Origin of the sequence: Streptomyces sp. NPDC090445 (assembly GCF_044769385.1) — a bacterium.
Taxonomy (GTDB): domain Bacteria; phylum Actinomycetota; class Actinomycetes; order Streptomycetales; family Streptomycetaceae; genus Streptomyces.
On the sequence record NZ_JBIVXV010000007.1, the window covers coordinates 304,392 to 327,344 of the forward strand.

Consider the following 22,953-nt stretch of genomic DNA (forward strand, 5'->3'; position numbering starts at 1 on the left):
GCCGGATGCGGGGTCGGCCGACGGGCCCGCGTACCCGTACCTTCTTCAGGACGGGGATGAACCGCGGGCCGTCCGCTGCCTGGTCTGTGGCCAGGATGAACGCCGGCGGGCGGCACTTGCGGTCGGCGGCGAGGTGGACCTTGCCGGTCCGCCCGCCTCTGGAACGTCCGAGGAGGGCGGCCTTCAGCCGGAGTTTCCGCCGGCGCCGGATGCGTCGTCGTTCTTCCAGCGCGGGATCACTTTCGGTCTCCTGCCCGTTTTGCTCTTCGAGGCCGCCCCCTTTGACCTGGCCGTCTCCGTCGGCATCTCCCGCCACTGCCCGCCCGTCTTGAACCTTTGGTCACGACTCGATGCGCGCACTAGCGGTCGGTCTGGTTCCAGGGGAGGTTCAGCCAGGGGCTGCCGGGGTCGGTGGTGAGGGCCTGGTGGACGGCGGCCATGTCCGTGTACCAGTGCCCGTACTCCTCCTCGTCGAACTGGAGGCAGCGCCCCAGGATGAAGCCCGCCGAGAGGTCCTCCCAGGAGCGGTAGGCGAGCCGGCACACGCGGCCGGCGCGGACGACGGCGTCCTCGGTCTCCTCGACCGTGCCGAAGCGGGCGCCGAGGCCCCAGCGGGCCATCTGGGAGGCGCGTCCGTAGTCCCAGGCCTCGACGGAGCGGACGTACTTGCCCTCGCCGAGGATCCCGTCGGCGCGGAAGCGCTGCTCGTAGCGGGCGATCCGGCCGATGACCCGCTGGACGCCCGCGATCTCGCCCTCGATCTCCGCGGCCGAGCGCGGCCGGGCGGTGGTGACGCCGTCGGGGGTGATGCGGGGTTCGGCGGCGCGTTCGGCGTTGGCGCGGAGGGTGGCCTCGGTGGCGTGGCGCCAGTGCTCGATGTCGACGGGGCCGGCGAACTCCTTCGCGAGTGCGACGCGGATCCGCAGCGTGAATTCCCACACCGAGCTGACCATGTCGGCGGCCAGCAGCCGCTCGGTGGTGGCGAGCCACTGCTCGCGGGTGGTGACCCCCCACCAGTCCCGGAGCTTCTCGCGCTCCTTGAGGTAGCCCTCGCCGTGGTAGCCGAGGGCGTTCCAGAACAGGCCGTTGTGCACGGAGAGGTGGGCGCCGCAGGCGAGCCCGAAGGCGGCGGCCCCGTGCAGCGGGCCGCCGACGTGCAGGGCGTGGACGGTGTTCTGCTTCAGGCCGTACTCGGTGGACCGGTTCCAGTGGAACTTCCACACCTCGCGGTCGGCGGGCGAGGACGGGAGGAACGCCTCGCACGGGCTGCCCGGGTTGATCGCCAGGTACGGGGGGTCGCCGGGGTCGATGCGGTGCGCGAACCAGCTGAGGCTGTGGCGCGAGAACACCTGGTCGCCGGCGGGGGCGGGGAGCATGCCGGCCGTGTAGGCGACGTAGCAGGGGGCGGCCCCGGCCTGCGGGAAGCGGACGGGCTGGAGGTACACGGCGTTCGGCTGCTGGTCCAGCCGGGCGCGGGACTGCGGGACGAACAGCTCGGCGCGGGCGAGGGCGTCGAAGTAGGCGGGCCAGTCGTTGGCGGTCTTGGCCTCGTACAGCTGTCGTTCGATGATGCTCGGCGCGTTCCAGGTGCCCATGTGGGAGAACCCTAACGGGGGCCTCCACCGCCCGCGGACCGGCCCGTACCGCCCGGTCGGCGGACCGCGTGCGGGTGTGGGCCTACGCAGGAGAGGGGCCTTCCGCTTGGGCTGTGCGCGACGGTGCGGGTGGTGGTCCCGCCACCGTGCGCGGACGCGGCGGTGGTGGTGGGGTCACCATCCCGTGGCGCATCAGGCCTGGTGGGGCGGTCGGGCCGGTGGTCCACCGCGCCCCCAGCCCCCTTCCTGGAGCATGCGGTCCGCCTCTCCCCTGGCCAAGGGCACCGGGGGCACGCCACCCGGTGGCCACGCGGCCGGTCCGGTCCGCTCGGCGTGATGGTCCGCCCTGCACGTGCGGGCGAATGTGTGTGACGGCTCCACCTGTTCCGGCAACTCCCCCAGCCCCAGGGTTGAAGCGATGAGGAGGAAGCCGGGGGAAGGGATGGATGCATCATGAGCGCACCAAGTCTCGAACGACTGGAGACGCTGAGCAGCCGGTTCGTACCGGACCTGGTCGTCGACGAGCTCTGCGCCGAGCTGTTCGCCTCGCTGCCGCGCAGCGACCAGCGCCGCAAGGGCGAGGTGTACCTGCGCGGGCTGCTCAAGGCCGAGGGCCGCAAGTCGATACGGAACATCGCGGCCCATGTCGGCGACCGGGCGGCCGAGCAGAGCCTCCACCACTTCGTCGTGTCCTCCACCTGGGACTGGGGCCCCGTACGGGCCGCCCTCGCCCGGTACCTCGAACGCGCCCTGCGGCCCCGCGCCTGGGTGGTCCAGCCGGTGGTCATCTCCAAGGCCGGGACCGAGTCGGTGGGCGTCGCCCGCCGCTTCGTCCCGGAGCGCGGGCAGATGGTCAACAGCCAGGTGGCGTTCGGGGTGTGGTCCGTCGCGGAGGAGCAGGGCTTCCCCGTCAACTGGCGGCTGGCGCTCACCGAGAAGTGGCGCGACAGCGTCGGACCGCTGTCCCCGAACGTGCACCGGTCGGAGCTGGACACGAGCCCGCTGGAATGCGCCGCCGGGGCCGTGGAGGAGCTGCGGGACTGGGTGGGGCAGCCGCACCGGCCGGTGGTGTTCGACCTGCCCGACGTCGATCCGGCGGCGGTGGCCCGGCGCTTCGGCCCGGCCGGCCTGCACTTCGTGGCCACGGCCCGCGGCTCGATGCGGGTGCGGTGCGCCGACCCGGTGCTGCCGAGCAGCGGGAACCGCGAACTGGCCGCGCACCAGCTGCTGCTGATGGCCCGTACGCTGCGCCGGCCGGTGACCTGGCCGGACCCGGTGACCCTGCGGCCGCGCACCTCGCTGGTCGTCGGGGTGCGGGTGGAGCTGCCGCAGGCACCGTCTCCGGTGCTGCTGTTCGGCGAGTGGACCGACCCGCGCGGCTGGCCCGAGCGGTGCTGGGTCAGCGACATGATCCAGGCGCCTCCCGGGGCGCTGCTGCGGCTGGCGAAGCGGTCCCGGAACGTGGAGCACGACTTCGCGACCGTCTCGCAGAAGGTGGGGATGACCGACTTCGGCGGGAGGTCCTTCGGCGGCTGGCACCGGCACACCACACTGGCGTCGGCCGCGCACGCGGTGCGGATGCTCACGGAGCGCAGGGGCGGCGAGCGGTAGCTCTCCGCCCCTGCGGCGCCGGATCGGCCCGCCCGGCTCAGCCGATCGCGTGGCGGGGCGGTGCGGTGCGGCGGCCCGGACGGAGGGCCTGGCGGGTCCGCTGGAGCTGGAGGGCGAGCTGCACCTGGAGGGCCTGGGCGGGCTTCTGCCAGTCCTCGCCGAGGATCTCGGTGATCCGCTCCAGCCTGCGGGAGACCGTGTTGGGGTGGACGTGCAGGGACTCGGCGGCCCGGGAGGGGCTGTTGGCGGAGGCGAAGTACGCCTCCATGGTGCGGATCAGCTCGGTGTACTGCTGGTCGTCGTAGTCGAGGACCGGGCCGATGGTGTCGCTGATGAACCGGTCGATGTTCGGCTTCTCGGAGAGGAGGACGCCGAGGAACCCCAGCTCCTCGGGGGAGGCGGTGCTCCCGGCACCGTTGAGCGCGGTCACCGCGTCCAGGCAGCGGCGGGCCTCCTGGTGCATGCGGGCGACGTCCGACGGGTTGTCGACCGGTCCGGCCGAGCCGGCGGTGACGGGCCGGCCGAGTACCTCGGTGAGCTCCCTGGCCGCCGCGCGGGCGATGGCGCCGGCCCCGGTGCCGGGGAGCAGCAGCACCACGCCGTCGCCGTCGACGCTCTTGAGGCCGTGGTGGCGGTTGGCGTACGAGGCGGCCCAGGCGGCGACGCGGCCCTGGACCCCGCCCTCGGGCCGGGCGATGACGAGGACGTGGGGTTCGTCGAGGTTGAGGGCGAGGCGGCGGCTCTGCTCGGCGGTCTGCACCGGGGACAGGGAGGTGCCGCGCAGCAGGTCCTGGAAGAACTCGTCCCGCATGTGGCCCTCGGCGGCGGCCATGCCCTGCTCCATCAGCAGGACCACGGCCGTCACCTGGGCGGTGAGGGCGAGGAGCTGGACCTGGAGGTAGGAGGCCGGCTCCCGGGTGGTGAGGATGAGGGTGCCCAGCATCGCGTCGCCGGCGGCGATCGAGGCGACCCATATGCCGCCCGAGGTGCTGCGGGGCTGGCGGTCGGTGTGCGCGTCGAGCAGGACGGTGCGGATCTCCGCCTCGTCCAGGTCGGGGGGTTCGCCGGCGGGGCAGGCCAGGGTCCGGCCGGCGGCGTCGCGGACGACGAGGGTGCCGTCGAGTCCCTTGACGGCCTCGGCGGCGAGGCTGCCGAGGCCCACGCCCTGGAGGACGAGGTCGAGGAGGCGGCCGTGGGTCTCCCGCAGCTGGCGGGCGGTGGTGGAGGAGTCCAGGGCGCGCGAGGTGTCCTGCTCCAGCTCCTCGACCTCGTACCGGGTCTGCTCCAGCAGGCGCGCCTTCTCGATTGCAACGGTTGCGAGGTCGGCGAGCGAACTCATCAGCGAGACCTCGTCCGGGGTGAAGTGCCGGACGTTGCGGTCGGCGACGTAGAGGGCGCCGAGGCTGGCGCCGGCGTGCCTCAGCGGGACGGCCATGACGGCGTGCAGCCCCTCCGCCTGCACCACCTCGTCGATGATCGGGCTGTGGTGGAAGCTCGCGTCGTTCATGTAGTCGGCCGACCAGAACGGGGCCGAGCCCTCGGCGGCGCGCCGGCCGACGCCGCCGCCGGTGAGGGGGATGGCGAAGCCGATGGTCAGGGCGGAGGCGTGGCCGTCGGCCGAGCGCACCCGCGAACAGCCCTCCTCCAGGTCGTCGAAGCTCACCCAGGCCATGTCGAGGCCGAGCAGGAGCCGGGCCCGGCGGGTGATGACCTTCAGCAGTTCGTCGAGGTCGTAGGGAAGGGTGAGGTCGCGGGCGGTGTCGACGAGGGCGGCAAGTCCCGCCTCGCGCTGCTGGCGTCGTACGAAGAGGGCGCGGATGCCGAGGCTCTGGTCCCGGGCCCTGGTGAGCTGGACGAGTTCTTCTCCGGACAGGCCTGACTCGCGCGCTTTGCGGACCACCTCGTCGAAGGCGGCTGCGGGCGCCTCTCTGTTCAGCAGTTCCAGCATTTCGTAAGCGTGGTCGACCACGATTTTCCCCCCGACCCCCATTAAAGCCGTTCAGTTTTCACGAACTTGGGTGCAAGCAATCCCACATGGCCCGCCAGAAAGTATCTCTTGGGGCAAGAACCGGTCAAGAATCGCTCGAGATTCGCTCCAGGTCAGACGCCCCGAGGGTGGCCCGATCACCACGCCCCGAGAGGGACGCTGTCATCTGGGCACCTTCTGGTCGGGGTCCACTCAAGGGCAGGCTGATCACCGAGCGTCCCGGTGGCGTCACCACCACGGGGCGCCCTCAGCCACGGTGCTTCCTTGAGGAGTTCGCATGACCCAGCTGACCCAGCTGTCTCAGCTCCAGAGCTACGAGCGGTCGCTGCTGCGCAGCAGGCTGTCCCTGACCAGGTCGGACCGTCCGCGGGTGTTCACCCTGGCGGGTCGCGAGTGGGACCTGTTCGACGAGGTCTTCGCACCGGTGTACTCCCCCTCGACGACGGTGGCCCTGGAGCTCCTCGGCCTCAACGTCGGTGACGCGGCGGCCCGTTCGGGCTCGTTCCTGGAGATCGGCTGCGGCACGGGCGTGATCGCCGTGACCGCCGCCCTGGCCGGATACGACCGGGTCGTCGCGGCGGATATCAGCCCCTCGGCCGTGGAGAACGCGGCTGTCAACGCGGAGCGGCACGGGGTGACGGGCCGCCTGCAGGCCTTCCACAGCGACCTGTTCTCGGGCCTGCGCGAGCAGGAACGTTTCGACACGGTCTTCTGGAGCTCCAACTACGTGATGGGGCCCGCGAGTTACGAGTACAAATCGGTACACGAGCGGGCGTACGTGGACACCGGATACCAGGCGCACCGCCGGTTCCTGGAGCAGTCCGTGCACTGGACCGAGCCCGGGGGCCGGGTCCTGCTCCACTTCAGCGACCGCGGCGACACGGAGGCGCTGTACCGGATCGCCGACGCCTGCGGGCGCGAGCTGGAGACGGTGGCCAGCCGGCGGGTGCGCGAGGGGGAGTACGGAGAAGACATGGTCGAGCACATGCTGATCGAAATCAGGCCAGTCTCGGCTTGATTTGAACGGGGGGATATTTCGTCGTGCGTACGCTACTTGTCGACAATTACGACTCGTTTACGTATAACCTCTTCCACTATCTGGCCGAGGTGAATGGGCGGGAGCCGGAGGTCGTCCGAAATGACGACCCGAACTGGAAGATCGCACAACTCTCGGCGTTCGACAACGTCGTCGTCTCACCCGGCCCCGGAACCCCGCGCCGGTCGGCCGACTTCGGCCTCTGCGCGGAGCTCATCGAGCGCTCTGACCTGCCCTTGTTCGGCATCTGCCTCGGCCACCAGGGAATCGGCCACGTCCACGGCGCCACGGTCGACCGGGCCCCCGAGCCCCGCCACGGCCGCACCTCGCCGGTCCTGCACGACGGAACCGGCCTGTTCGCCGGACTGCCCTCGCCGCTGGAGGCGGTCCGCTACCACTCGCTCACCGTGACGGACCTGCCCGCCGCCCTCGAGGCCACCGCGTGGACCCCGGACGGCGTCCTGATGGGCCTGCGGCACCGCACCCGGCCGCAGTGGGGGGTGCAGTTCCACCCCGAGTCGATTTGCAGTCAGTACGGAATCCAGCTGTTTGCAAACTTCGCCGACCTGACCCGCGCCCACCAGGCCGGGCAGCACTCCGGGCAGCGCTCCGGGCACCCCGCGGCCCGCCGCCGCACGCCCGCCGCACACCCCGAAACCGCCGCGCAGCCCGCGCCCGCCGCGCCCGCCACGCCCGCCGCGGAGCCCGCCGCCGAGGCGCCGGTGCGCCGGCTCCGGCTCGTCGCCCGCACGCTGCCCACCCGCTGGGACGCCGAGACCGTCTACGACCGGCTCTTCCGCGGCAACGACCACGCCTACTGGCTGGACAGCAGCCTGCCCGGGGACGACCGCGGCCGCTTCTCGGTCATGGGCGACGCCACCGGCCCGCTCGCCCGGGTCGCCTCGGCCGACGTGTGGAGCAAGGTCGTCACCGTCGACTCGACGGACGGCCGCAGCGAGCTCGTCGCCGCCCCCTTCCTGGAGTGGATCGACCGGGACCTGCGCTCCCTGCACACCGTGTTCCCCGAGCTGCCCGAACACCGTGCCCTCCCCTTCGACTTCACCCTCGGCTGGGTCGGCTACCTCGGCTACGAGCTCAAGGCCGAGTGCGGCGGCGACCTCGTGCACCGCTCGCCCGCCGCCGACGCCACGATGGTCTTCGCCGACCGCGCCCTGGTCTTCGACCACACCGAGCGGACCACCTGGCTGCTCGCCCTCGTCGAGGACGGCGCGGAGGCGTCCGCCGCCGCGGCCGACGCCTGGCTGGCCGGCACCGCCGAACGCCTCGCCGGCCTCGCCGGGTTCAAGCTGCCGGCCCCGCGCCCGCAGGAGGGCGGCGGCGAGATCCGGCTGCGCCACGACCGCCGCGCCTACCTGGACCTGATCGACACCTGCCTGGAGGAGATCGCCGCCGGGGAGACGTACGAGGTCTGCCTCACCAACATGGCCGAGGCCGACACCGCCCTCGACCCCTGGGCGGCGTACCGCACCCTGCGCCGCACCAGCCCGGCGCCGTTCGGCGCGCTCCTGCAGTTCGGCGGGCTGAACGTGCTCAGCACCTCGCCCGAGCGGTTCCTGCGCGTCTCCCCGGACGGCGTGGTCGAGTCCTCGCCGATCAAGGGCACCCGGCCGCGCGGCGCCACCGCCGAGGAGGACGCGGCCCTCGCCGAGGACCTGCGGGGCGACGAGAAGGACCGCTCCGAGAACCTCATGATCGTCGACCTGGTCCGCAACGACCTCGGCCGCTGCGCGGTCCCCGGCACCGTCGAGGCCGAGGAGCTGTTCCGGATCGAGAGCTACGCCACCGTCCACCAGCTCGTGAGCACCGTACGGGCCCGGCTGCGCCCGGAGCTGACGGCCGTGGACTGCGTCCGCGCCGCCTTCCCCGGCGGGTCGATGACCGGCGCCCCGAAGATCCGCACCATGCAGATCATCGACCGGCTCGAAGCGGGCCCGCGCGGGGTCTACTCCGGCGCGATCGGCTACTTCTCGCTCTCCGGCGCCGCGGACCTGAGCATCGTGATCCGCACCGCCACCATCACCGCCGACCGCGTCGCCTACGGGGTCGGCGGGGCCGTGGTCGCCCTGTCCGACCCGGACGCCGAGTACGAGGAGACCGCCGTCAAGGCTGCTCCGCTGCTGGCGCTGACGCGAACCCGGTTCCCGGATCGGAGGCCGGCACGGATCCCGTCCTGACCGCCCGGCGGCCGTGCCGGAGGCGCGTGAGCTCCGCCACCTCCAGCACGGCCGCCACCTCACCGGCGTGCACCCCCAGCCGCTCCAGCGCGCGCAGCGCGCACGCCGCCTCGGCGTCGGCGTTCAGCAGGGTGTCGCCGGTCAGCGCCGGTTCCCGGGCGGCGGTCTCCAGCGTCTCCACGGACAGCGCGAGCGCCGTGTTCCAGCCCACGAGGGCGCCCACGCCGCCGTCCGCACCGGCGCCCCACAGCAGCCGCGGCTGCAGCGCGCCGTTGGCCCGCAGCACCCGCCACCAGTCCCCGGACAACCGCTCCTCGCGCAGCCGGTACATCCGCCGGGCCACCGCCACGCCCGCGGCGCCGCGCACCTCGTCGTCCGCGGGCACCCCCAGCCGGTCCAGCCGGGCCGCGACCTCCCGGTCGAACAGGCCCACCGGGAACGAGGCCACCATCGGGGCGCCGTCCAGCGGCCGGCCCGACGCCAGGGACCGCTCCAGCCCGGCCACGTACGCGTCGAGGACCTCGGCGTACCGCTCGGCCGAGAAGACCAGCGCCGCGTGCACCCCGACCCCGTCGGCGAGGCAGCCGGCCAGCGCCTCGACCCCCGCCGGGGTCATCGGCATGCGCATCAGCGCGTTGGGCCGCTCCACCGCACCGTGCAGGGCGCGGGCCGCCGCGGCCAGCGCCTCCGCGTCGTGCGCCCAGCGGGGCGGCACCGGCACGGAGACATGGCCCACCGTGCCCTTGCTCGCCTCGAACACGGGCATCAGCAGATCGCAGGCACGCCGCGCCTGGGACGGCGTACTGCCCGCCGGGGCGAGGGCGTTGTGGAAGTGGCCTCCCAGCGTGGGATACCGGGCCCCGGTGGCGAACTCGGCGGGATCCCGCGCGCTCAGCCACGGGGACACACCCTCCGACACCAGCTGCCTCAGCAGCGCTCCAGCTCCTTGACTCACCACGCTTCGCACCTTAGAACGTCCCGGCATATCCCGGAAACAAAGCGGTGATGGTGTGTCAAGTACTCGCCGCCGACCGCCCCGCCGAGGGTGCGGACCTTAAATGATTCACGGTCGGCCGCCTTTGTGTCGGCGGTTGATGCGTCAGGTTTGTTTCGGAATCATCTATTCGACCTGACCGAATGTGCGCCACATGACGAAGTGAGAAATGTCTGGTGGTTCACGTGATTCCCTGTTTCACAGACTTCTCGCGCATCCGATGTCACGGCAGGTACGTACAGCACTGGGAGGTGCCGCATGCACGGTGTTGCACGCTGGAATAGATTGCCCGCGGGCCAGCAGCCCGTATGGCCGGACGAAGAAGCCCTGGCGAACGCCAGGGCCGAACTCGCGGGATCCCCCGCGCTGGTACGCCGTGAGGACGTCGACCGCCTGCGGACCCTGCTCGCCGCGGCGGCCCGGGGCGAACTGCAGATCATCCAGAGCGGCGACTGCGCCGAGGACCCGGCCGAGTGCACCCCCGGCTACGTGGCCCGCAAGGCGGCGCTCCTGGACGTCCTGGCCGGTGTCATGAAGGCCCGCTCCCTCAAGCCCGTCATCCGCGTGGGCCGGCTCGCCGGGCAGTTCGGCAAGCCCCGGTCCAGCCCGACCGAGACCGTGGCCGGCATGGAGCTCCCGGTGTACCGCGGGCACATGGTCAACAGCCCGGAGCCCGACCCCGAGCTGCGCCGTCCCGACCCGCAGCGCCTGGTCACGGGCTACCGGGCGGCCGCCGGCGCCATGACCGCCCTCGGCTGGCACGGCGAGGGCCGCCCGTCCCCGGCCGAGGCGCCGGTGTGGACCAGCCACGAGGCCCTGCTCCTCGACTACGAGGGCCCGATGCTGCGCACCCAGGACGACGGCTCGGTGCTGCTCGCCTCCACCCACTGGCCGTGGATGGGCGAACGCACCCGCGCCCTCGACGGCGCCCACGTCGAGCTGTTCTCGGCCATCGCCAACCCGGTCGCCACCAAGGTCGGCCCGACCGTGACCCCGGAGGGCCTCGTCGAGCTGTGCGGCCGGCTCGACCCGCGGCAGGAGCCGGGCCGGCTCACCCTCATATCCCGGATGGGCCAGGGCACGGCCGCCGAGAAGCTGCCCGCGCTGGTCCGCGCGGTCCGCGAGGCCGGCCACCCGGTGCTGTGGATGTGCGACCCGATGCACGGAAACACCGTCACCGCGCCCGGCGGTGTCAAGACCCGTTATATCGAAACCGTCGTGCGCGAGGTCGAGGAATTCCAGCGGGCCGTCGTGGAAAACGGCGGAATCGCGGCCGGACTCCACCTGGAGACCACCCCCGACCAGGTGCACGAATGTGTCACCGACGAATTCCACGTCGACGAGCTCGGCGAGAAGTACACCTCGTTCTGCGACCCGCGCCTCAATTCCGGCCAGGCAATCGAAGTCGCCTCGGCCTGGCGCGGCTGAGGCTGACACCCAAGGGGGTTTCTCCATCATGGAAGGAAAGATCGCTCTGGTCACCGGAGCGGCCGGCGGCATAGGCGAGGCCATCGTGCGCGCGCTGGCCTCCCGGGGCGTCCGCGTGGCCGCGGTCGACCGGGACGCCGACCGCCTGCGCAAGCTGGCCAAGGCCGTCGAGGAGGACGGCGGGGCCCGCGTGGAGCCGTTCCCCGGGGACGTCACCGCCAGCGTGGACGTCGAGGCCCTCGTCGACGACGTCGAGGCCCTCGTCGGCCCGCTCGACTTCCTCGTCAACGCCGCCGGCGTGCTGCGGCTCGGCGAGGCGCGCATGCTGACCGACCAGGAGTGGAGCACGACGTTCGCGGTCAACACCACGGGGGTCTTCTTCGTCTCCCGGGCCGTCGTCAACCGCATGGTGCCGCGCCGCCGGGGCGCGATCGTCACGATCGCCTCCAACGCCGCGGGCACCGCCCGTACCGAGATGTCCGCGTACGCCGCCTCCAAGGCGGCCGCGACCATGTTCACCAAGTGCCTGGGCCTGGAGGTCGCCAAGTACGGCATCCGCGCGAACCTCGTCGCGCCCGGCTCCACCGACACCCCGATGCTCAACTCCATGTGGCAGGACGAGAGCAGCGCGCGGGCCTCCATCGACGGCGTCCCGGACTCCTACCGGGTCGGCATCCCGCTGGGCAAGCTGGCCCGCCCCGAGGACGTCGCCGAGGCGGTCGTCTTCCTCCTCTCCGACAAGGCGTCCCACATCACCATGCACGACCTCACCGTGGACGGCGGTGCGGCGCTCGGTGTCTGAGACCGGTGCAACCAGCCAGCGAACCGTGAACGAGACCGTGAACGAGAGGAAGGAAGGAATGGCAGGCATACCTGCGATCACCCCCTACCCGATGCCGGCGGCGGCCGACCTGCCCGCCTCCGCCGTCGACTGGGACGTCGATCCCGACCGCGCCGTCCTGCTGGTGCACGACCTGCAGAAGTACTTCCTGGCCGCGTTCCCGCAGGACGAGCAGCCCGTCGTGGACCTGGCCCGCAACGCCGGCGCGCTGCGCACCCGCGCGGCCGAGCTCGGCATCCCGGTCGCCTACACCGCCCAGCCCGGCGGCATGACCCCCCAGGAGCGGGGCCTGCTGAAGGACTTCTGGGGCCCGGGCATGCGGCCCAGCGCCGAGCACCGCCAGGTCATCGACCCCGTGGCGCCCGCCGACGGCGACTGGATGCTGACCAAGTGGCGCTACAGCGCCTTCTTCAAGACCGACCTGCTGGAGCGGATGCGCGCCGCCGGCCGCGACCAGCTGATCGTCTGCGGTGTCTACGCCCACGTCGGCGTCCTGATGACCGCCGTCGACGCGTTCACCAACGACATCCAGCCCTTCCTGGTCGCCGACGCCGTCGCCGACTTCAGCTGGGAGGAGCACCGGATGGCGCTGGAGTACGCCGCCGGCCGCTGCGCGCGCCTGACCACCACCAAGGAACTGCTGACGGCCCTCCCGGACCGGGTGGCCGCGTACGCGGGAAGGGAATCCGCATGACCGAGGACCTGCTGGGCCGGATCCTCGCCGACCGGCCCCCGGCCTTCGCCCTGATCCACCGCCCGGAGACCACCACCGGCCGCAGCCTCGACCTGTTCACGGGCGAGTTCACCGAGGCGGCCGCCCTCGCCGACATCCCCCTCGCCGACGTCGAGGCCGGCGCCGGCGCCCGCCAGGACGTACTGGCCCTCGTCCCGTACCGGCAGCTCGCCGAGCGCGGCTTCGCCGCGCCCGACGACGGCACCCCGCTGCTCGCCATGACCATCGCCGAGCAGGCGCAGGTGCCGCTCCAGGCGGTGCTGGACCGGATCCCCGACGGGCCCGTGCAGCTCGTGCCGGGCGGCGACTTCGACATCGACGACGACACCTATGCGGAAACGGTTCGCCGCGTCATCGCGGACGAGATCGGCACCGGCGAGGGCGCGAACTTCGTGATGAAGCGCTCCTTCGTCGCCGACATCGGCGACTGGTCGGTCGGCGCGGCCCTGCGCTTCTTCCGCCGGCTGCTGGAACGCGAGACCGGCGCCTACTGGACGTTCATCGTCCACACCGGCGACCGCACCCTCGTCGGGGCCTCCCCCGAGCGGCACGTGAGCCTTTCCGGCGGCCGCGCCGTGATGAACCCCATCAGCGGCACCTACCGCTTCCCACCCTCGGGCCCGGAACTGCCCGGCGTCATGGACTTCCTCGCCGACCGCAAGGAGGCCGACGAGCTGTACATGGTCGTCGACGAGGAACTGAAGATGATGGCCCGGATCTGCGAGTCCGGCGGCCGCGTCGTGGGCCCCTACCTCAAGGAGATGGCCCGCCTCGCCCACACCGAGTACTTCATCGAGGGCCGCACCTCCCGCGACCCCCGCGACATCCTCCACGAGACCCTCTTCGCCCCGACCGTGACCGGCTCCCCCCTGGAGAGCGCCGGCAAGGTCATCAAGAAGTACGAGCCCCGGGGCCGCGGCTACTACAGCGGCGTCCTGGCCCTGATCGGCCAGGACGAGCAGAGCGAGCGCACCCTGGACTCGGCGATCCTCATCCGCACCGCCGACATCGACAGCCGCGGCCGCATGAGCATCGGCGTCGGCGCCACCCTCGTACGCCACTCCGACCCGCTGTCCGAAGTGGCCGAGACCCGGGCCAAGGCCTCCGGCCTGCTCGCCGTGTTCGAGCAGCCGGGGCCGCGCCGCTTCGGCGACCACCCCGAGGTGCGGGCGGCCCTGAGCCGGCGCAACGCCACCATCGCCGGCTTCTGGCTGGACGACGACTCCGCCCGGACCCGGCCCGTGCCGCTGCTCGTCGGCCGCAAGGTGCTCGTCGTCGATGCGGAGGACACCTTCACCGCGATGATCGAGCACCAGCTGCGGGCCATGGAGGCCGACGTCACCGTCTGCCGCTTCGACGAGCCGTACAGCTTCGCCCCGTACGACCTCGTCGTGATGGGGCCGGGGCCGGGCGACCCGCGCGAGCCGGGCCACCCGAAGATCGCACACCTGCACGCGGCCATCGACACCCTCCTCGCGGAGCGGCGGCCCTTCCTCGCCGTGTGCCTGAGCCACCAGGTGCTCAGCACCAAGCTCGGCTTCCCCCTCAAGCGCCGCGAACACCCCAACCAGGGCGTGCAGCGCGAGATCGAGCTGTTCGGGCGGCGCGAACGCGTCGGCTTCTACAACACCTTCGCCGCGCAGAGCGGCGCGGACGCCGTCGACGTGCCCGGCACCGGCACCGTCGAGGTGTGCCGCGAGGCGGAGACCGGCGAGGTGCACGCACTGCGCGGGCCCGGCTTCCGGTCGATGCAGTTCCACGCCGAGTCGGTGCTCACCGAGGACGGCATCCGCATCGTCGGCGAGGCACTGTCCGGCCTGCTCAGCGAGTCCCTCGTATGAAGGCGACCGTGGCCTGGTGGGAGCTGGAAGGGTCCGGGCACAGCATCGAGTCGCTCCGCGCGTACCTGCGCGACGAGGCGGCGGATCGGTTCGCCGCGGTCGAGGGACTGCGGCTGAAGTTCTGGATCGCGGACCCGGCGACCGAGCGGTGGGGCGCGGTCATGCTGTGGGAGTCCGCGGAGGCGGCGGCGCAGCCGCTGGCTCCGCGGGCCGCCGAGCTCATCGGGCGGACCCCCGTGCAGTACACGGTGTTCGATGTCGAGGCGACGGTCGAGGGCGCGCACGGCATGCCCGAACTGCCGGGCCTCGGCCTGATCCCGGCAGTCTGAGCGGCACGCGTACGGTCCCTCACGGCCCTTCGGGGGCGTGGGGGGCCGTCGTCGTGCCCGAGCGGGTGCTCACGCGGTGCAGGACCTCCGTCATGGCGTCGAGCGTGCCGTGGAAGTCGGTGTCCAGGTCCCGCAGCCAGGGGTTCTGTGCGAGGACCGCCTCCGCCGGGCGGTCGGTGAGCGTGATGCTCAGCGTGAGCGTGAGCCGGCCCTCGCCGTCCTCGCCGATCTCATTGCGTATCTCCGCGATGTCGGTGTCGTCCAAGTGCCGGTAGGTAATGCGCCCGGTGCTCTCCTGCGGCGTCACCCGCTGCAGGAATGTCAGGTCGCCGCGCCGGATTTCCCGAAGGAATCCATCGCCGTAGCGCTCTTTGATCCGGCATTCGGTAATGGCCGGAACATAACCCGTGGGGAACTCCGCCTTGTGGAGCAGAGCCTGCCACAGACTCCCCCGCGTGGGAGCCAGACACCCCTTCTGACCTGCATCGACAACCGGGCGTGTCCATGAAAGCGTCAACATTGATCTCCCTTTTCCGCCGGTGGGCCGGCGTGCAGCATCGGCCGGGCGGCCGGCCGTGTCAAAGCCGGTCGGGTAATTACGTCAACTGCCCCGATGACCTGACGGAGTGAACCGGACGAACTGCCGGAAGAGAGCCTTCTCTTGCAGGGTGAGGGTTGGTCGGTGGCGTTCCGTGGAGCGCCTTCCCGATAAACCCGATGCCGAGAATCAGGAGAACGCTGATGTCTGAACGGTTCGACGGCCAGGTCGTCCTCGTCACCGGAGGAGGCGAAGGCATCGGCCGGGCAGCGGCGGTTGCCTTCGCCCGGCTCGGCGCCCTCGTGGTGGTCGCGGGCCGCCACCAGGAGACGCTGGAGGGGACGGCCAAGCTGATCCGTGACGCGGGCGGGCAGGCCGACTGCATCGTCGCCGACGTCTCCGACACCACGGGCGACGACACCCGCGGCACCGGCGCCGCGTACGTCGTCGCCGAGACGGTCCGCCGCCACGGCGCCCTGAACGTGGCCTTCAACAACACCACCGAACTGGGCCCCCACCAGCCCGTCGCCGACATCGACGAGACGGTCTGGGCCCACACGCTGACCTCGAACCTGACGGGCGTCTGGCTCTCGATGAAGCACGAGATCGCCCACATGGAGGGCGCCGGCGGCGGCGTCATCGTCAACACCGCCAGCAACATCGGCGCGCAGGGCATGCTGCCGGGGCTCGGCGCCTATGCCGCGTCCACGGCTGCGGTCTCCGCGCTGACCCGTACCGCGGCCCGCGAGTACGTCGCGCGGTCCATCCGCATCAACGCCATCAGCCCTTGTCCGCTCGGGCGGGGTGCCGGTGTGGAGGAGATCGCCGACACCGTCGTCTGGCTGTGCTCCGACGCCGCCGCGTACATCGTCGGGCATGACCTCGTGCTCGACCGCAAGACCGGCTGACCGGTGCGCTCCGCGGGGAGTCCGGTCTTGACACCGCGGGCCGGTGGGGGCTGGTCGCGCAGTTCCCCGCGCCCCTGCGGGGCGCGGCCCCGTACATCGGCCGAGCAGAGGAGCCCTGAGGAGAACGGTGAGTAGCCTGCGTCCCGCCCCCAGCCCCGTCCCCGTCGCCACCCCCACCCCCACCCCCAGCCCCAGCCCCAGCCCCAGCCCCGGCACGGTCCCCGGCCCCGTCCCCGGCCCCGTCGCCAGCCCCGACCCCGGGCGGTCTCACCTCGGCGGCTACGTCCTCGCCGAGGCCGAGGGCGGGGAGCCCGACGTCCTGCTGATCGCCGCCGGGGGTGGCGAGGTGGAGGTTGCCCTCGGGGCTCGGGCCATTCTTCAGCGGGACGGGATCTCCGCCCGGGTGGTGGCGATGCCCCGCCTCGAACGGTTCCGGCAGCAGCCCGCCGCCTACCGCGAGCAGGTGCTGCCGGGCCGGGTCCGCGCCCGGGTCTCCGTGACGGCCGGCGCGGCTCTCGGCTGGTACGAGCTCCTCGGCGACGCCGGGATCCCCGTGGGCCTCGACCGGTCCGGGACCGGCAGCCCGTACACCGCCCTGCTCCGGCAGCACGGCTTCACCGCCGAGCGGGTGGCCGCCACCGCCCGGGCCGTCCTGGCCCGCGCCGGACACCGACACCGGGAGCACGTGTGACCGCCCTGAATGCCGACGCCGTACTGACCGCCCGGATCCCGGGTTCCAAGAGCATCACCAACCGGGCCCTGCTGCTGGCCGCGGCCGCCGACGGGGTCTCGCTGTTGCGGGCCCCGCTGGTCAGCGACGACACCCTCGCCTTCCGCGCGGCCCTGACCGGCCTCGGCGTGCACATCGAGGCCGAGCCCGGCGACGCCGCCTGGAAGGTCACCGGCGCCGGCCGCACGCCCGTCCCGCCCGCCGCGGGCGCCCCGGTGTGGTGCGAGGACGCCGGCACCGCGGCCCGCTTCCTGCCCCCGTTCGCGGCGACCGGCCGCGGCCGCTTCACCTTCGACGGCACCGGCCAGCTGCGCGCCCGCCCGCTGCGGCCGCTCGCCGACGCGCTGGGCCGGCTCGGTGTCCGTGCCCGCGTCACCGAGCCGGCCGGCGGGCTGCCGATGACCGTCGACGCCGACGGCCTGCGGGGCGGGGAGCTGACCGTCGACGCCGGCCTGAGCAGCCAGTACCTCTCGGGGCTGCTGATGGCCGGACCGCTGATGCGGGAGCCGCTGACCGTACGCGGCCGGGGCCTGGTCAGCCGCCCGTACATCACGATGACCCAGGACCTGATGCGCCACTTCGGGGCGTACGCGGACGAGTTCGAGGGAGGGGCCGTCCAGGTGCTGCCCGGCGGCTACCGGGCCGCCGACCTCGACATCGAGCCGGACGCCTCCACTGCCTCGTACGTCTTCGCGGCGGCCGCCGTCACCGGCACCACCGTCAGCGTGCCGGGCCTCGGCCGTTCCAGCGTCCAGGGCGACCTCGGCTTCGTCGAGGTGCTGCGCCGGGCCGGGGCCCGCGTCGAGGTCGGCGAGCGGGAGACCACGGTCACCGGTGCCGCCGGCGGGGTGCTGCGCGGAGGCTTCGACGTCGACATGGGCGACATCTCCGACACCTTCATGACCCTCGCGGCCGTCGCCCCCCTCGCCGACGCCCCGATCACCGTGCACGGCATCGGCCACGCGCGGCTGAAGGAGTCCGACCGGATCGCCGCCGTCGAGGAGAACCTGCACGCCCTCGGGATCCGCACCGAGTCCGGCCCGGACCGGATCACCGTCCACCCCGGCCTGCCCGCGGCCGCCCGGATCGCCTGCCGCCGGGACCACCGGATCGCGATGGCGTTCTCCGTGCTGGGCCTGCGCGTCCCCGGCATCACCCTCGACGACCCGTCCTGCGTCGGCAAGACCTTCCCCGGCTTCCACGCCGAACTGGCGCGGCTCTTCCCGGACCGCCCGGGCACCAACCGTCACTGACAACGAAAGGATGTGAGACACCCCCATGGCCGACATACTCATCGCCGGCGGTGGCATCGGCGGCCTTGCCGCGGCGCTCGGGCTCGCGAAGCGCGGACACCGGGTCACCGTGCTGGAGCGCCGGGACGTCTTCACCGAGGTCGGCGCCGGCATCCAGCTCGGCCCGAACGCCTTCCACGCCCTCGACCTGCTCGGGGTGGGGCAGGAGGTCCGCGACCGGGCCGTTTTCATCGACGAGCTGCGGTTCATGGACGGCACCACCGGCGAGAAGGTCGCCGCGATGCCGGTCAAGGAGAACTACCGGGTCCGGTTCGGCAACCCGTACGCCGTCGTCCACCGCGTCGACCTGTACCTGCCCCTGCTGGAGGCCGCCCGCCGGCACCCCGGCGTCGCACTCCGGGGCCGCCACCACGTCGTCGGCTACGAGCAGAAGGCGGGCGAGGCCACGGCGCTCCTCGCCGACGGCCGCCGCATCACCGGCGACGCGCTGATCGGCGCCGACGGCCTGCACTCGGCGATCCGGCAGCAGCTCGTCGGCGACGGGTCCCCGCGGGTGTCCGGCCACACCATCTACCGGGCGGTCGTCCCGATGTCGGAGGTGCCCGAGGAGCTGCGGTGGAACACCGTCACCCTGTGGGCCGGCCCGAAGTGGCACTTCGTCCACTACCCGATCGCCGGCGGCGAGCACTTCAACCTGGCCGCGACCCGCGACGACGGCGCCACCGAGGCCGTGGCCGGCGTCCCCGCCGGCCGCGAGCACGTCGTGAAATCCTTCCCCGAGCTGTCGGGCGCCGCGCGCCGGCTGCTGGAGCTGGGCCGCGACTGGAAGGCCTGGGTGCTGTGCGACCGCGACCCGGTCGACCGCTGGACCGAGGGCCGCGTCGCCCTCCTCGGCGACGCCGCGCACCCGATGCTCCAGTACGCCGCCCAGGGCGCCTGCCAGGCCGTCGAGGACGCGGTGCTGCTGAGCGGGCTGCTGGACGGCTGCCCGGCCGACTACGAGCAGCGGCTGGAGAAGTACGGTGCGGCGCGCCGCGAGCGCACCGCGCAGGTGCAGCTGGTGGCCCGCGAGATGGGGCGGCAGCTGTACCACGCGGCCGGCGAGGCCCGCGTCGAGCGGAACGCGATGCTCGCCTCGCTGTCGGACGACGACATGTACGACAAGGTGGCGTGGCTGCACGGCGCCTTCGACTTCGAGACCGGAACGGCGTCCGGCTGAGCCGGCTCCGCCGGCCGCCCGACGCCGGCCGCCCGACGCCGGCCGCCCGACGCCGGCCGCCCGACGCCGGCCGCCCGCCCGCTGGTCGTCTGCGGCCCGGTTGCGGCCGGTCGCGCAGTTCCCCGCGCCCCTGCGGGGCGCTGCCGAAAACGGCTCGCGTGCGCCTCCGGCCGGCTGGCAGTGTGCGGCAGATGCCGCCGCTCCACGAGATCCGCGCCCGCTACGACGACCGGACGATCACCGTCTACCAGGCGTACGGGCCCGCCGTCGCCGAACCGGCCCTGCGCGCCGGCCGGTTCGTGCCGCCGTTCTCCTTCGGCCGCATGACGTGGATCAAGCCGTCGTTCCTGTGGCTGATGCACCGCAGCAACTGGGCCGCCAAGCCCGGGCAGGAGCGCGTGCTGGCCGTGCGGATCACCCGCGAGGGCTGGGAAGCGGCCCTGTCCCGGGCGGTGTTGACGACCGCCGACCCGGCGGACGTCGACACCGCCGCGGTCCATCTGCAGTGGGATCCGGAGCGTTCCCTGCGCGGCGCGGCGCTGAACCACTACAGCATCCAGGTCGGGATCGGCCGCGGGCTGATCCGGACCTTCGCCGAGGAGTGGGTGGTCGGCCTCGACGACCTGACCGGCCCGGCCCGCAAGGCCGCCGCCCTGGTCCGGGCGGGCCACGGCGCCCGGGCGCAGCGTCTGCTGCCGCCCGAGCGCCCGTACCCGCTCCCCCCGGACCTGGCCCGGCGGATCAGACCGTGAGGACGATCTTTCCGGTGGCGTGCTGGGACTCGCTCAGCTCGTGGGCCTTGCGGACGTCCTGCAGCGGGAAGGTCCCGGCGATCAGCGGGCGGAGCTTCCCGGCCTCGGCGAGGCCGGCCAGCTCCTCCAGGACGGCGTGGTCGGGGGCCACGTTGACCGTGATGCCGCGCAGGCCGAGGGCCTCCGCCTTCGCCTGGATCTCCGGGAGGGCGAGCGGGTTGATCACGCCGATGTAGGTGCCGCCGGGGCGCAGGGTGCGCAGGGAGCGGTCCTCGTAGTCGCCGCCGATCAGGTCGAGGACGACGTCCACGTCCTTGACGGCTTCGGTGAAGTCCTCGGCGGTGTAGTCGACCAGCTCGTCGGCGCCGAGCTCGCGCAGCACCTCGTGCTTGGCCGCGCTGGCCGTGCCGATGACGTACGCGCCGCGGGCCTTGGCGATCTGCACGGCGAGGTGGCCGACGCCGCCGGCCGCCGCGTGGATCAGCACGCGCTGGCCGGGCCGGATGTCCGCGCCGTCCACCAGCGCCTGCCAGGCCGTCAGGCCGGCCATGGGCAGGGCGGCCGCCTTGACGTGGTCCAGGGCCTGCGGCTTGCGCGCGAAGTGGCGGGCGGGCGCGGCGACGTACTCGGAGTAGCCGGCGGCCTCGTTCGGGAACGAGGGGAGGCCGAACACCTCGTCGCCGACCTTGAAGCGGTTCTCGCCGGGGGAGACGGCGACGACGGTCCCGGAGACGTCCCAGCCGACACCGAACGGCGGGGTCAGCCACAGGCCGAATTCGCGGATCTTCCAGTCGATCGGATTCACACCGGCGGCGTGCGTCTTTACCAGGATTTCCGTGGCATCGGGAGCCGGAATCGGGGAATCTGTCAGGTTGAGGACTTCATTGCCGCCGAGGGTTTCCTGACGGACTGTACGCATGGTTTCTGTCATGCATTCCATGATCTGTGTGCGCCGATCCGAATGTAAAGCCGGGCCCCCGTCGATATCCGGCCATTTGTGGGGCGCGGAACCTGACAGAGCGGCCGGGAATTTCTTCTGCCGCGCGGGGCGTTACCCGATGCTGGGCCATATGACTCAGCTGCGTTCACTTGGTTCGGCCGGCCCCGAGGTTTCCGCTCTCGGCCTCGGCCTGATGTCCATGTCCGACTTCTACGGGCCCGCCGACCGGGCCGAGGGCGTCGCCACCGCACACGCCGCCATCGAGGCCGGCATCACGCTCCTCGACACCGGCGACTTCTACGGCAGCGGCCACAACGAGCTGCTGGTGCGCGAGGTGCTGCAGAGCCACGACCGCGAGCAGCTCACCCTCAGCGTCAAGTTCGGCGTCCTGCGCGACCCGGCCGGCGGCATCCTCGGGGTCGACAACCGCCCCGAGGCCGTCAAGAACTCCCTGGCGCAGACCCTCCAGCGGCTCGGCGTCGACCACGTCGACGTGTACCGCCCGGCGCGCCTCGACCCGGCCGTGCCGATCGAGGAGACCATCGGCGCCATCAAGGAGATGATCGACGCCGGCTACGTCCGCCACATCGGCCTGTCCGAGATCGGTGCGGAGACCCTGCGCCGCGCCTCCGCGGTGCACCCGATCGCCGACCTGCAGATCGAGTACTCCCTGCTCTCCCGCTCCATCGAGGACGAGATCCTGCCGACGGCGCGCGAGCTGGGCACGGCGGTCACCGCGTACGGCGTCCTCGCCCGCGGCCTGCTCTCGGGCCGCTGGAACCACCAGCGGGCCACCGCCGCGGACGACGGCCGCAGCAGCTTCCCGCGCTTCAGCGGCGAGAACCTCGACCGCAACCTGCAGCTGGTCGCCGCCCTCGGCAAGGTGGCCGAGGCCAAGGGCGTCACCACCTCGCAGCTCGCCATCGCCTGGGCCATGGCCCAGGGCCCGGACGTCGTCCCCGTCGTCGGCTCCCGCCGCCGCGACCAGCTCACCGAGGCGCTCGGCGCCCTCGACATCGAGCTGACCGCCGAGGACGTCGCCGAGATCGAGCGGGCCGTCCCCGCCGACGAGGTCGCCGGCACCCGCTTCGACGCCGAGGGCATGGCCATGCTCGACAGCGAGAAGAAGTCCGCCGCGGCCGGGCGGGCGGGCTGAGCATGGTCGCCATCGGCAGCCCCGCCCAGTGGCAGGCCGACCGGCTCGACGTCCGGGCGTACCTCGACCGCCTGGGCGTCACCGGGCGCCTGGAGCCGGACGCGGAGACCCTGCGCCGGCTGCACCGGGCGCACGCCCTGACCATTCCGTTCGAGAACCTCGACATCCTCCTCGGGCGGGGCATCGACCTCGACGTCGACGTGATGCAGGACAAGCTGCTGCGCCGGCGGCGGGGCGGCTACTGCTACGAGCACAACATGCTCTTCGCGCTCCTGCTGGAGCGGCTCGGCTACGAGGTGACCCGCCTGTACGCCCGGCCCGTCCTGGACGCGCCCAAGCCGCTGCCGCGGACCCACCTCATGCTGAACGTGGCCGTCGGCGACGAGACGTGGCTGGCCGACGTCGGCTTCGGCGACGAGGGCCCGCTGGAGCCCGTTCTCGTCGCCGACGGCACGGTGGTGGACCAGGGCGGCTGGGTGTACAAGCTGGAGCGCGAGGCGGGCACCGACAAGGAGTGGGTGCTCTCGCTGCGGCGGGAGGACGGCTGGTTCCCGCTGTACTGGTACGCCACGGAGGCCCACCACCACATCGACTGCGTGGTGGCGAATTACTTCATCTCCACCCACTCCAGGTCGCCGTTCACCGGCCGGGTCTTCCTGGAGCGGATCGCGGAGGACCGGCGGCTCAACCTCAACCACCGCAAGCTCACGCTGACCCGGGCCGACGGCACCGTCGAGGTCCGGTACGTGGCCGACGGGGAGGTGCGGGAGCTGCTGGACGAGCAGTTCGAGATCGAGCTCACGGAGGACGAGGCCAAGGTGGTCGTGGCGGCGCTGCCGGCGCCGTCCGAAGCCCCCTGAGGCCCGT

General features: G+C 72.6%; 20 protein-coding genes and 1 pseudogene. 15 read left to right on the forward strand and 6 right to left on the reverse strand.

The features are described 5' to 3' along the window. Position 1: 1 nt before the first annotated feature. Both ACIQUT_RS18270 and ACIQUT_RS18275 read right to left on the reverse strand, forming a co-directional pair. Positions 2–283, reverse strand: a pseudogene (locus ACIQUT_RS18270) (hypothetical protein); the annotation flags it as partial. Between the two features lie 76 nt (positions 284–359). Beyond that, complete coding sequence (locus ACIQUT_RS18275) at positions 360–1,595, reverse strand: DUF1266 domain-containing protein (protein ID WP_403563913.1); 1,236 nt, start codon at positions 1,593–1,595, stop codon at positions 360–362. A 453-nt stretch (positions 1,596–2,048) separates the two neighbouring features. Between ACIQUT_RS18275 and ACIQUT_RS18280 the strand changes: the two genes are divergently transcribed. Then, on the forward strand, positions 2,049–3,206 hold the full coding sequence (locus ACIQUT_RS18280; RefSeq protein WP_403563914.1) for an IS701 family transposase: 1,158 nt from the start codon (positions 2,049–2,051) through the stop codon (positions 3,204–3,206). Between the two features lie 37 nt (positions 3,207–3,243). Here the strand turns inward: ACIQUT_RS18280 and ACIQUT_RS18285 are convergent, their stop codons facing one another. Beyond that, positions 3,244–5,154, reverse strand: a complete 1,911-nt coding sequence (locus ACIQUT_RS18285; protein WP_403563915.1) for a helix-turn-helix domain-containing protein — start codon at positions 5,152–5,154, stop codon at positions 3,244–3,246. Between the two features lie 316 nt (positions 5,155–5,470). Here ACIQUT_RS18285 and ACIQUT_RS18290 point away from each other — a divergent pair, with 316 nt between their 5' ends. Together ACIQUT_RS18290 and pabB are read left to right on the forward strand one after the other, a co-directional pair. Beyond that, positions 5,471–6,211: a methyltransferase domain-containing protein gene (locus ACIQUT_RS18290; RefSeq protein WP_403563916.1), complete on the forward strand. Its 741-nt coding sequence runs from the start codon at positions 5,471–5,473 to the stop codon at positions 6,209–6,211. Positions 6,212–6,234: 23 nt separating this feature from the next. Continuing rightward, the gene (pabB, locus tag ACIQUT_RS18295) at positions 6,235–8,424 is read left to right on the forward strand and encodes an aminodeoxychorismate synthase component I (protein WP_403563917.1); all 2,190 of its coding nucleotides are present in this window, start codon (positions 6,235–6,237) and stop codon (positions 8,422–8,424) included. Here the strand turns inward: pabB and ACIQUT_RS18300 are convergent. Continuing rightward, entirely contained in the window at positions 8,351–9,379 is a 1,029-nt protein-coding gene (locus ACIQUT_RS18300) for a transaldolase family protein (RefSeq protein WP_403563918.1), read from the reverse strand. The genes pabB and ACIQUT_RS18300 overlap by 74 nt on opposite strands. A 297-nt stretch (positions 9,380–9,676) precedes the next feature. Here ACIQUT_RS18300 and ACIQUT_RS18305 point away from each other — a divergent pair, with 297 nt between their 5' ends. Genes ACIQUT_RS18305 through ACIQUT_RS18325 form a run of 5 tightly spaced genes read left to right on the forward strand, consistent with a single transcriptional unit; the run spans position 9,677 to position 14,590 of the window. Then, complete coding sequence (locus ACIQUT_RS18305; RefSeq protein WP_403563919.1) at positions 9,677–10,846, forward strand: 3-deoxy-7-phosphoheptulonate synthase; 1,170 nt, start codon at positions 9,677–9,679, stop codon at positions 10,844–10,846. A 28-nt stretch (positions 10,847–10,874) separates the two neighbouring features. Next, on the forward strand, positions 10,875–11,648 hold the full coding sequence (locus ACIQUT_RS18310) for a 2,3-dihydro-2,3-dihydroxybenzoate dehydrogenase (protein ID WP_403563920.1): 774 nt from the start codon (positions 10,875–10,877) through the stop codon (positions 11,646–11,648). 58 nt (positions 11,649–11,706) lie between these two features. Beyond that, a complete protein-coding gene (locus ACIQUT_RS18315; protein ID WP_403563921.1) occupies positions 11,707–12,381 on the forward strand; it encodes an isochorismatase family protein in 675 nt (224 codons plus the stop codon). Further along, complete coding sequence (locus ACIQUT_RS18320) at positions 12,378–14,261, forward strand: anthranilate synthase family protein (RefSeq protein ID WP_403563922.1); 1,884 nt, start codon at positions 12,378–12,380, stop codon at positions 14,259–14,261. Before ACIQUT_RS18315 ends, ACIQUT_RS18320 begins: the two co-directional genes overlap by 4 nt. Then, complete coding sequence (locus tag ACIQUT_RS18325; protein WP_403563923.1) at positions 14,258–14,590, forward strand: hypothetical protein; 333 nt, start codon at positions 14,258–14,260, stop codon at positions 14,588–14,590. The genes ACIQUT_RS18320 and ACIQUT_RS18325 overlap by 4 nt, the downstream gene beginning before the upstream one ends. Before the next feature lie 19 nt (positions 14,591–14,609). Here ACIQUT_RS18325 and ACIQUT_RS18330 read toward each other — a convergent pair whose 3' ends face one another. Then, positions 14,610–15,110 (reverse strand): AtaL-like protein, encoded by a 501-nt coding sequence (locus tag ACIQUT_RS18330; protein WP_403563924.1) that lies wholly within the window; start codon positions 15,108–15,110, stop codon positions 14,610–14,612. 221 nt (positions 15,111–15,331) lie between these two features. On the opposite strand from ACIQUT_RS18330, the gene ACIQUT_RS18335 reads away from it, so the two are divergent. From ACIQUT_RS18335 to ACIQUT_RS18355, 5 genes are all read left to right on the forward strand, one after another. Then, positions 15,332–16,036, forward strand: coding sequence for an SDR family NAD(P)-dependent oxidoreductase (locus ACIQUT_RS18335; protein ID WP_403563925.1), 705 nt, complete (start codon positions 15,332–15,334; stop codon positions 16,034–16,036). A gap of 127 nt (positions 16,037–16,163) precedes the next feature. Next, positions 16,164–16,727 carry a transketolase-like TK C-terminal-containing protein gene (locus tag ACIQUT_RS18340; protein ID WP_403563926.1) on the forward strand — a complete coding sequence of 188 codons (564 nt, stop codon included), beginning with the start codon at positions 16,164–16,166 and terminating at the stop codon, positions 16,725–16,727. After that, entirely contained in the window at positions 16,724–18,019 is a 1,296-nt protein-coding gene (aroA, locus tag ACIQUT_RS18345) for a 3-phosphoshikimate 1-carboxyvinyltransferase (protein WP_403563927.1), read from the forward strand. The genes ACIQUT_RS18340 and aroA overlap by 4 nt, the downstream gene beginning before the upstream one ends. 25 nt (positions 18,020–18,044) lie before the next feature. Beyond that, positions 18,045–19,238, forward strand: coding sequence for a 3-hydroxybenzoate 6-monooxygenase (locus ACIQUT_RS18350; RefSeq protein ID WP_403563928.1), 1,194 nt, complete (start codon positions 18,045–18,047; stop codon positions 19,236–19,238). Between the two features lie 191 nt (positions 19,239–19,429). After that, positions 19,430–19,990 carry a DUF4291 domain-containing protein gene (locus ACIQUT_RS18355; RefSeq protein WP_403563929.1) on the forward strand — a complete coding sequence of 187 codons (561 nt, stop codon included), beginning with the start codon at positions 19,430–19,432 and terminating at the stop codon, positions 19,988–19,990. Here the strand turns inward: ACIQUT_RS18355 and ACIQUT_RS18360 are convergent. Continuing rightward, positions 19,980–20,909, reverse strand: coding sequence for an NADP-dependent oxidoreductase (locus tag ACIQUT_RS18360; protein WP_403563930.1), 930 nt, complete (start codon positions 20,907–20,909; stop codon positions 19,980–19,982). The two genes, ACIQUT_RS18355 and ACIQUT_RS18360, sit on opposite strands and share 11 nt — an antisense overlap. A gap of 151 nt (positions 20,910–21,060) precedes the next feature. On the opposite strand from ACIQUT_RS18360, the gene ACIQUT_RS18365 reads away from it, so the two are divergent. Continuing rightward, positions 21,061–22,086 carry an aldo/keto reductase gene (locus tag ACIQUT_RS18365; RefSeq protein ID WP_403563931.1) on the forward strand — a complete coding sequence of 342 codons (1,026 nt, stop codon included), beginning with the start codon at positions 21,061–21,063 and terminating at the stop codon, positions 22,084–22,086. 2 nt (positions 22,087–22,088) lie between these two features. Beyond that, the gene (locus ACIQUT_RS18370; protein WP_403563932.1) at positions 22,089–22,946 is read left to right on the forward strand and encodes an arylamine N-acetyltransferase; all 858 of its coding nucleotides are present in this window, start codon (positions 22,089–22,091) and stop codon (positions 22,944–22,946) included. Positions 22,947–22,953 lie beyond the last annotated feature (7 nt).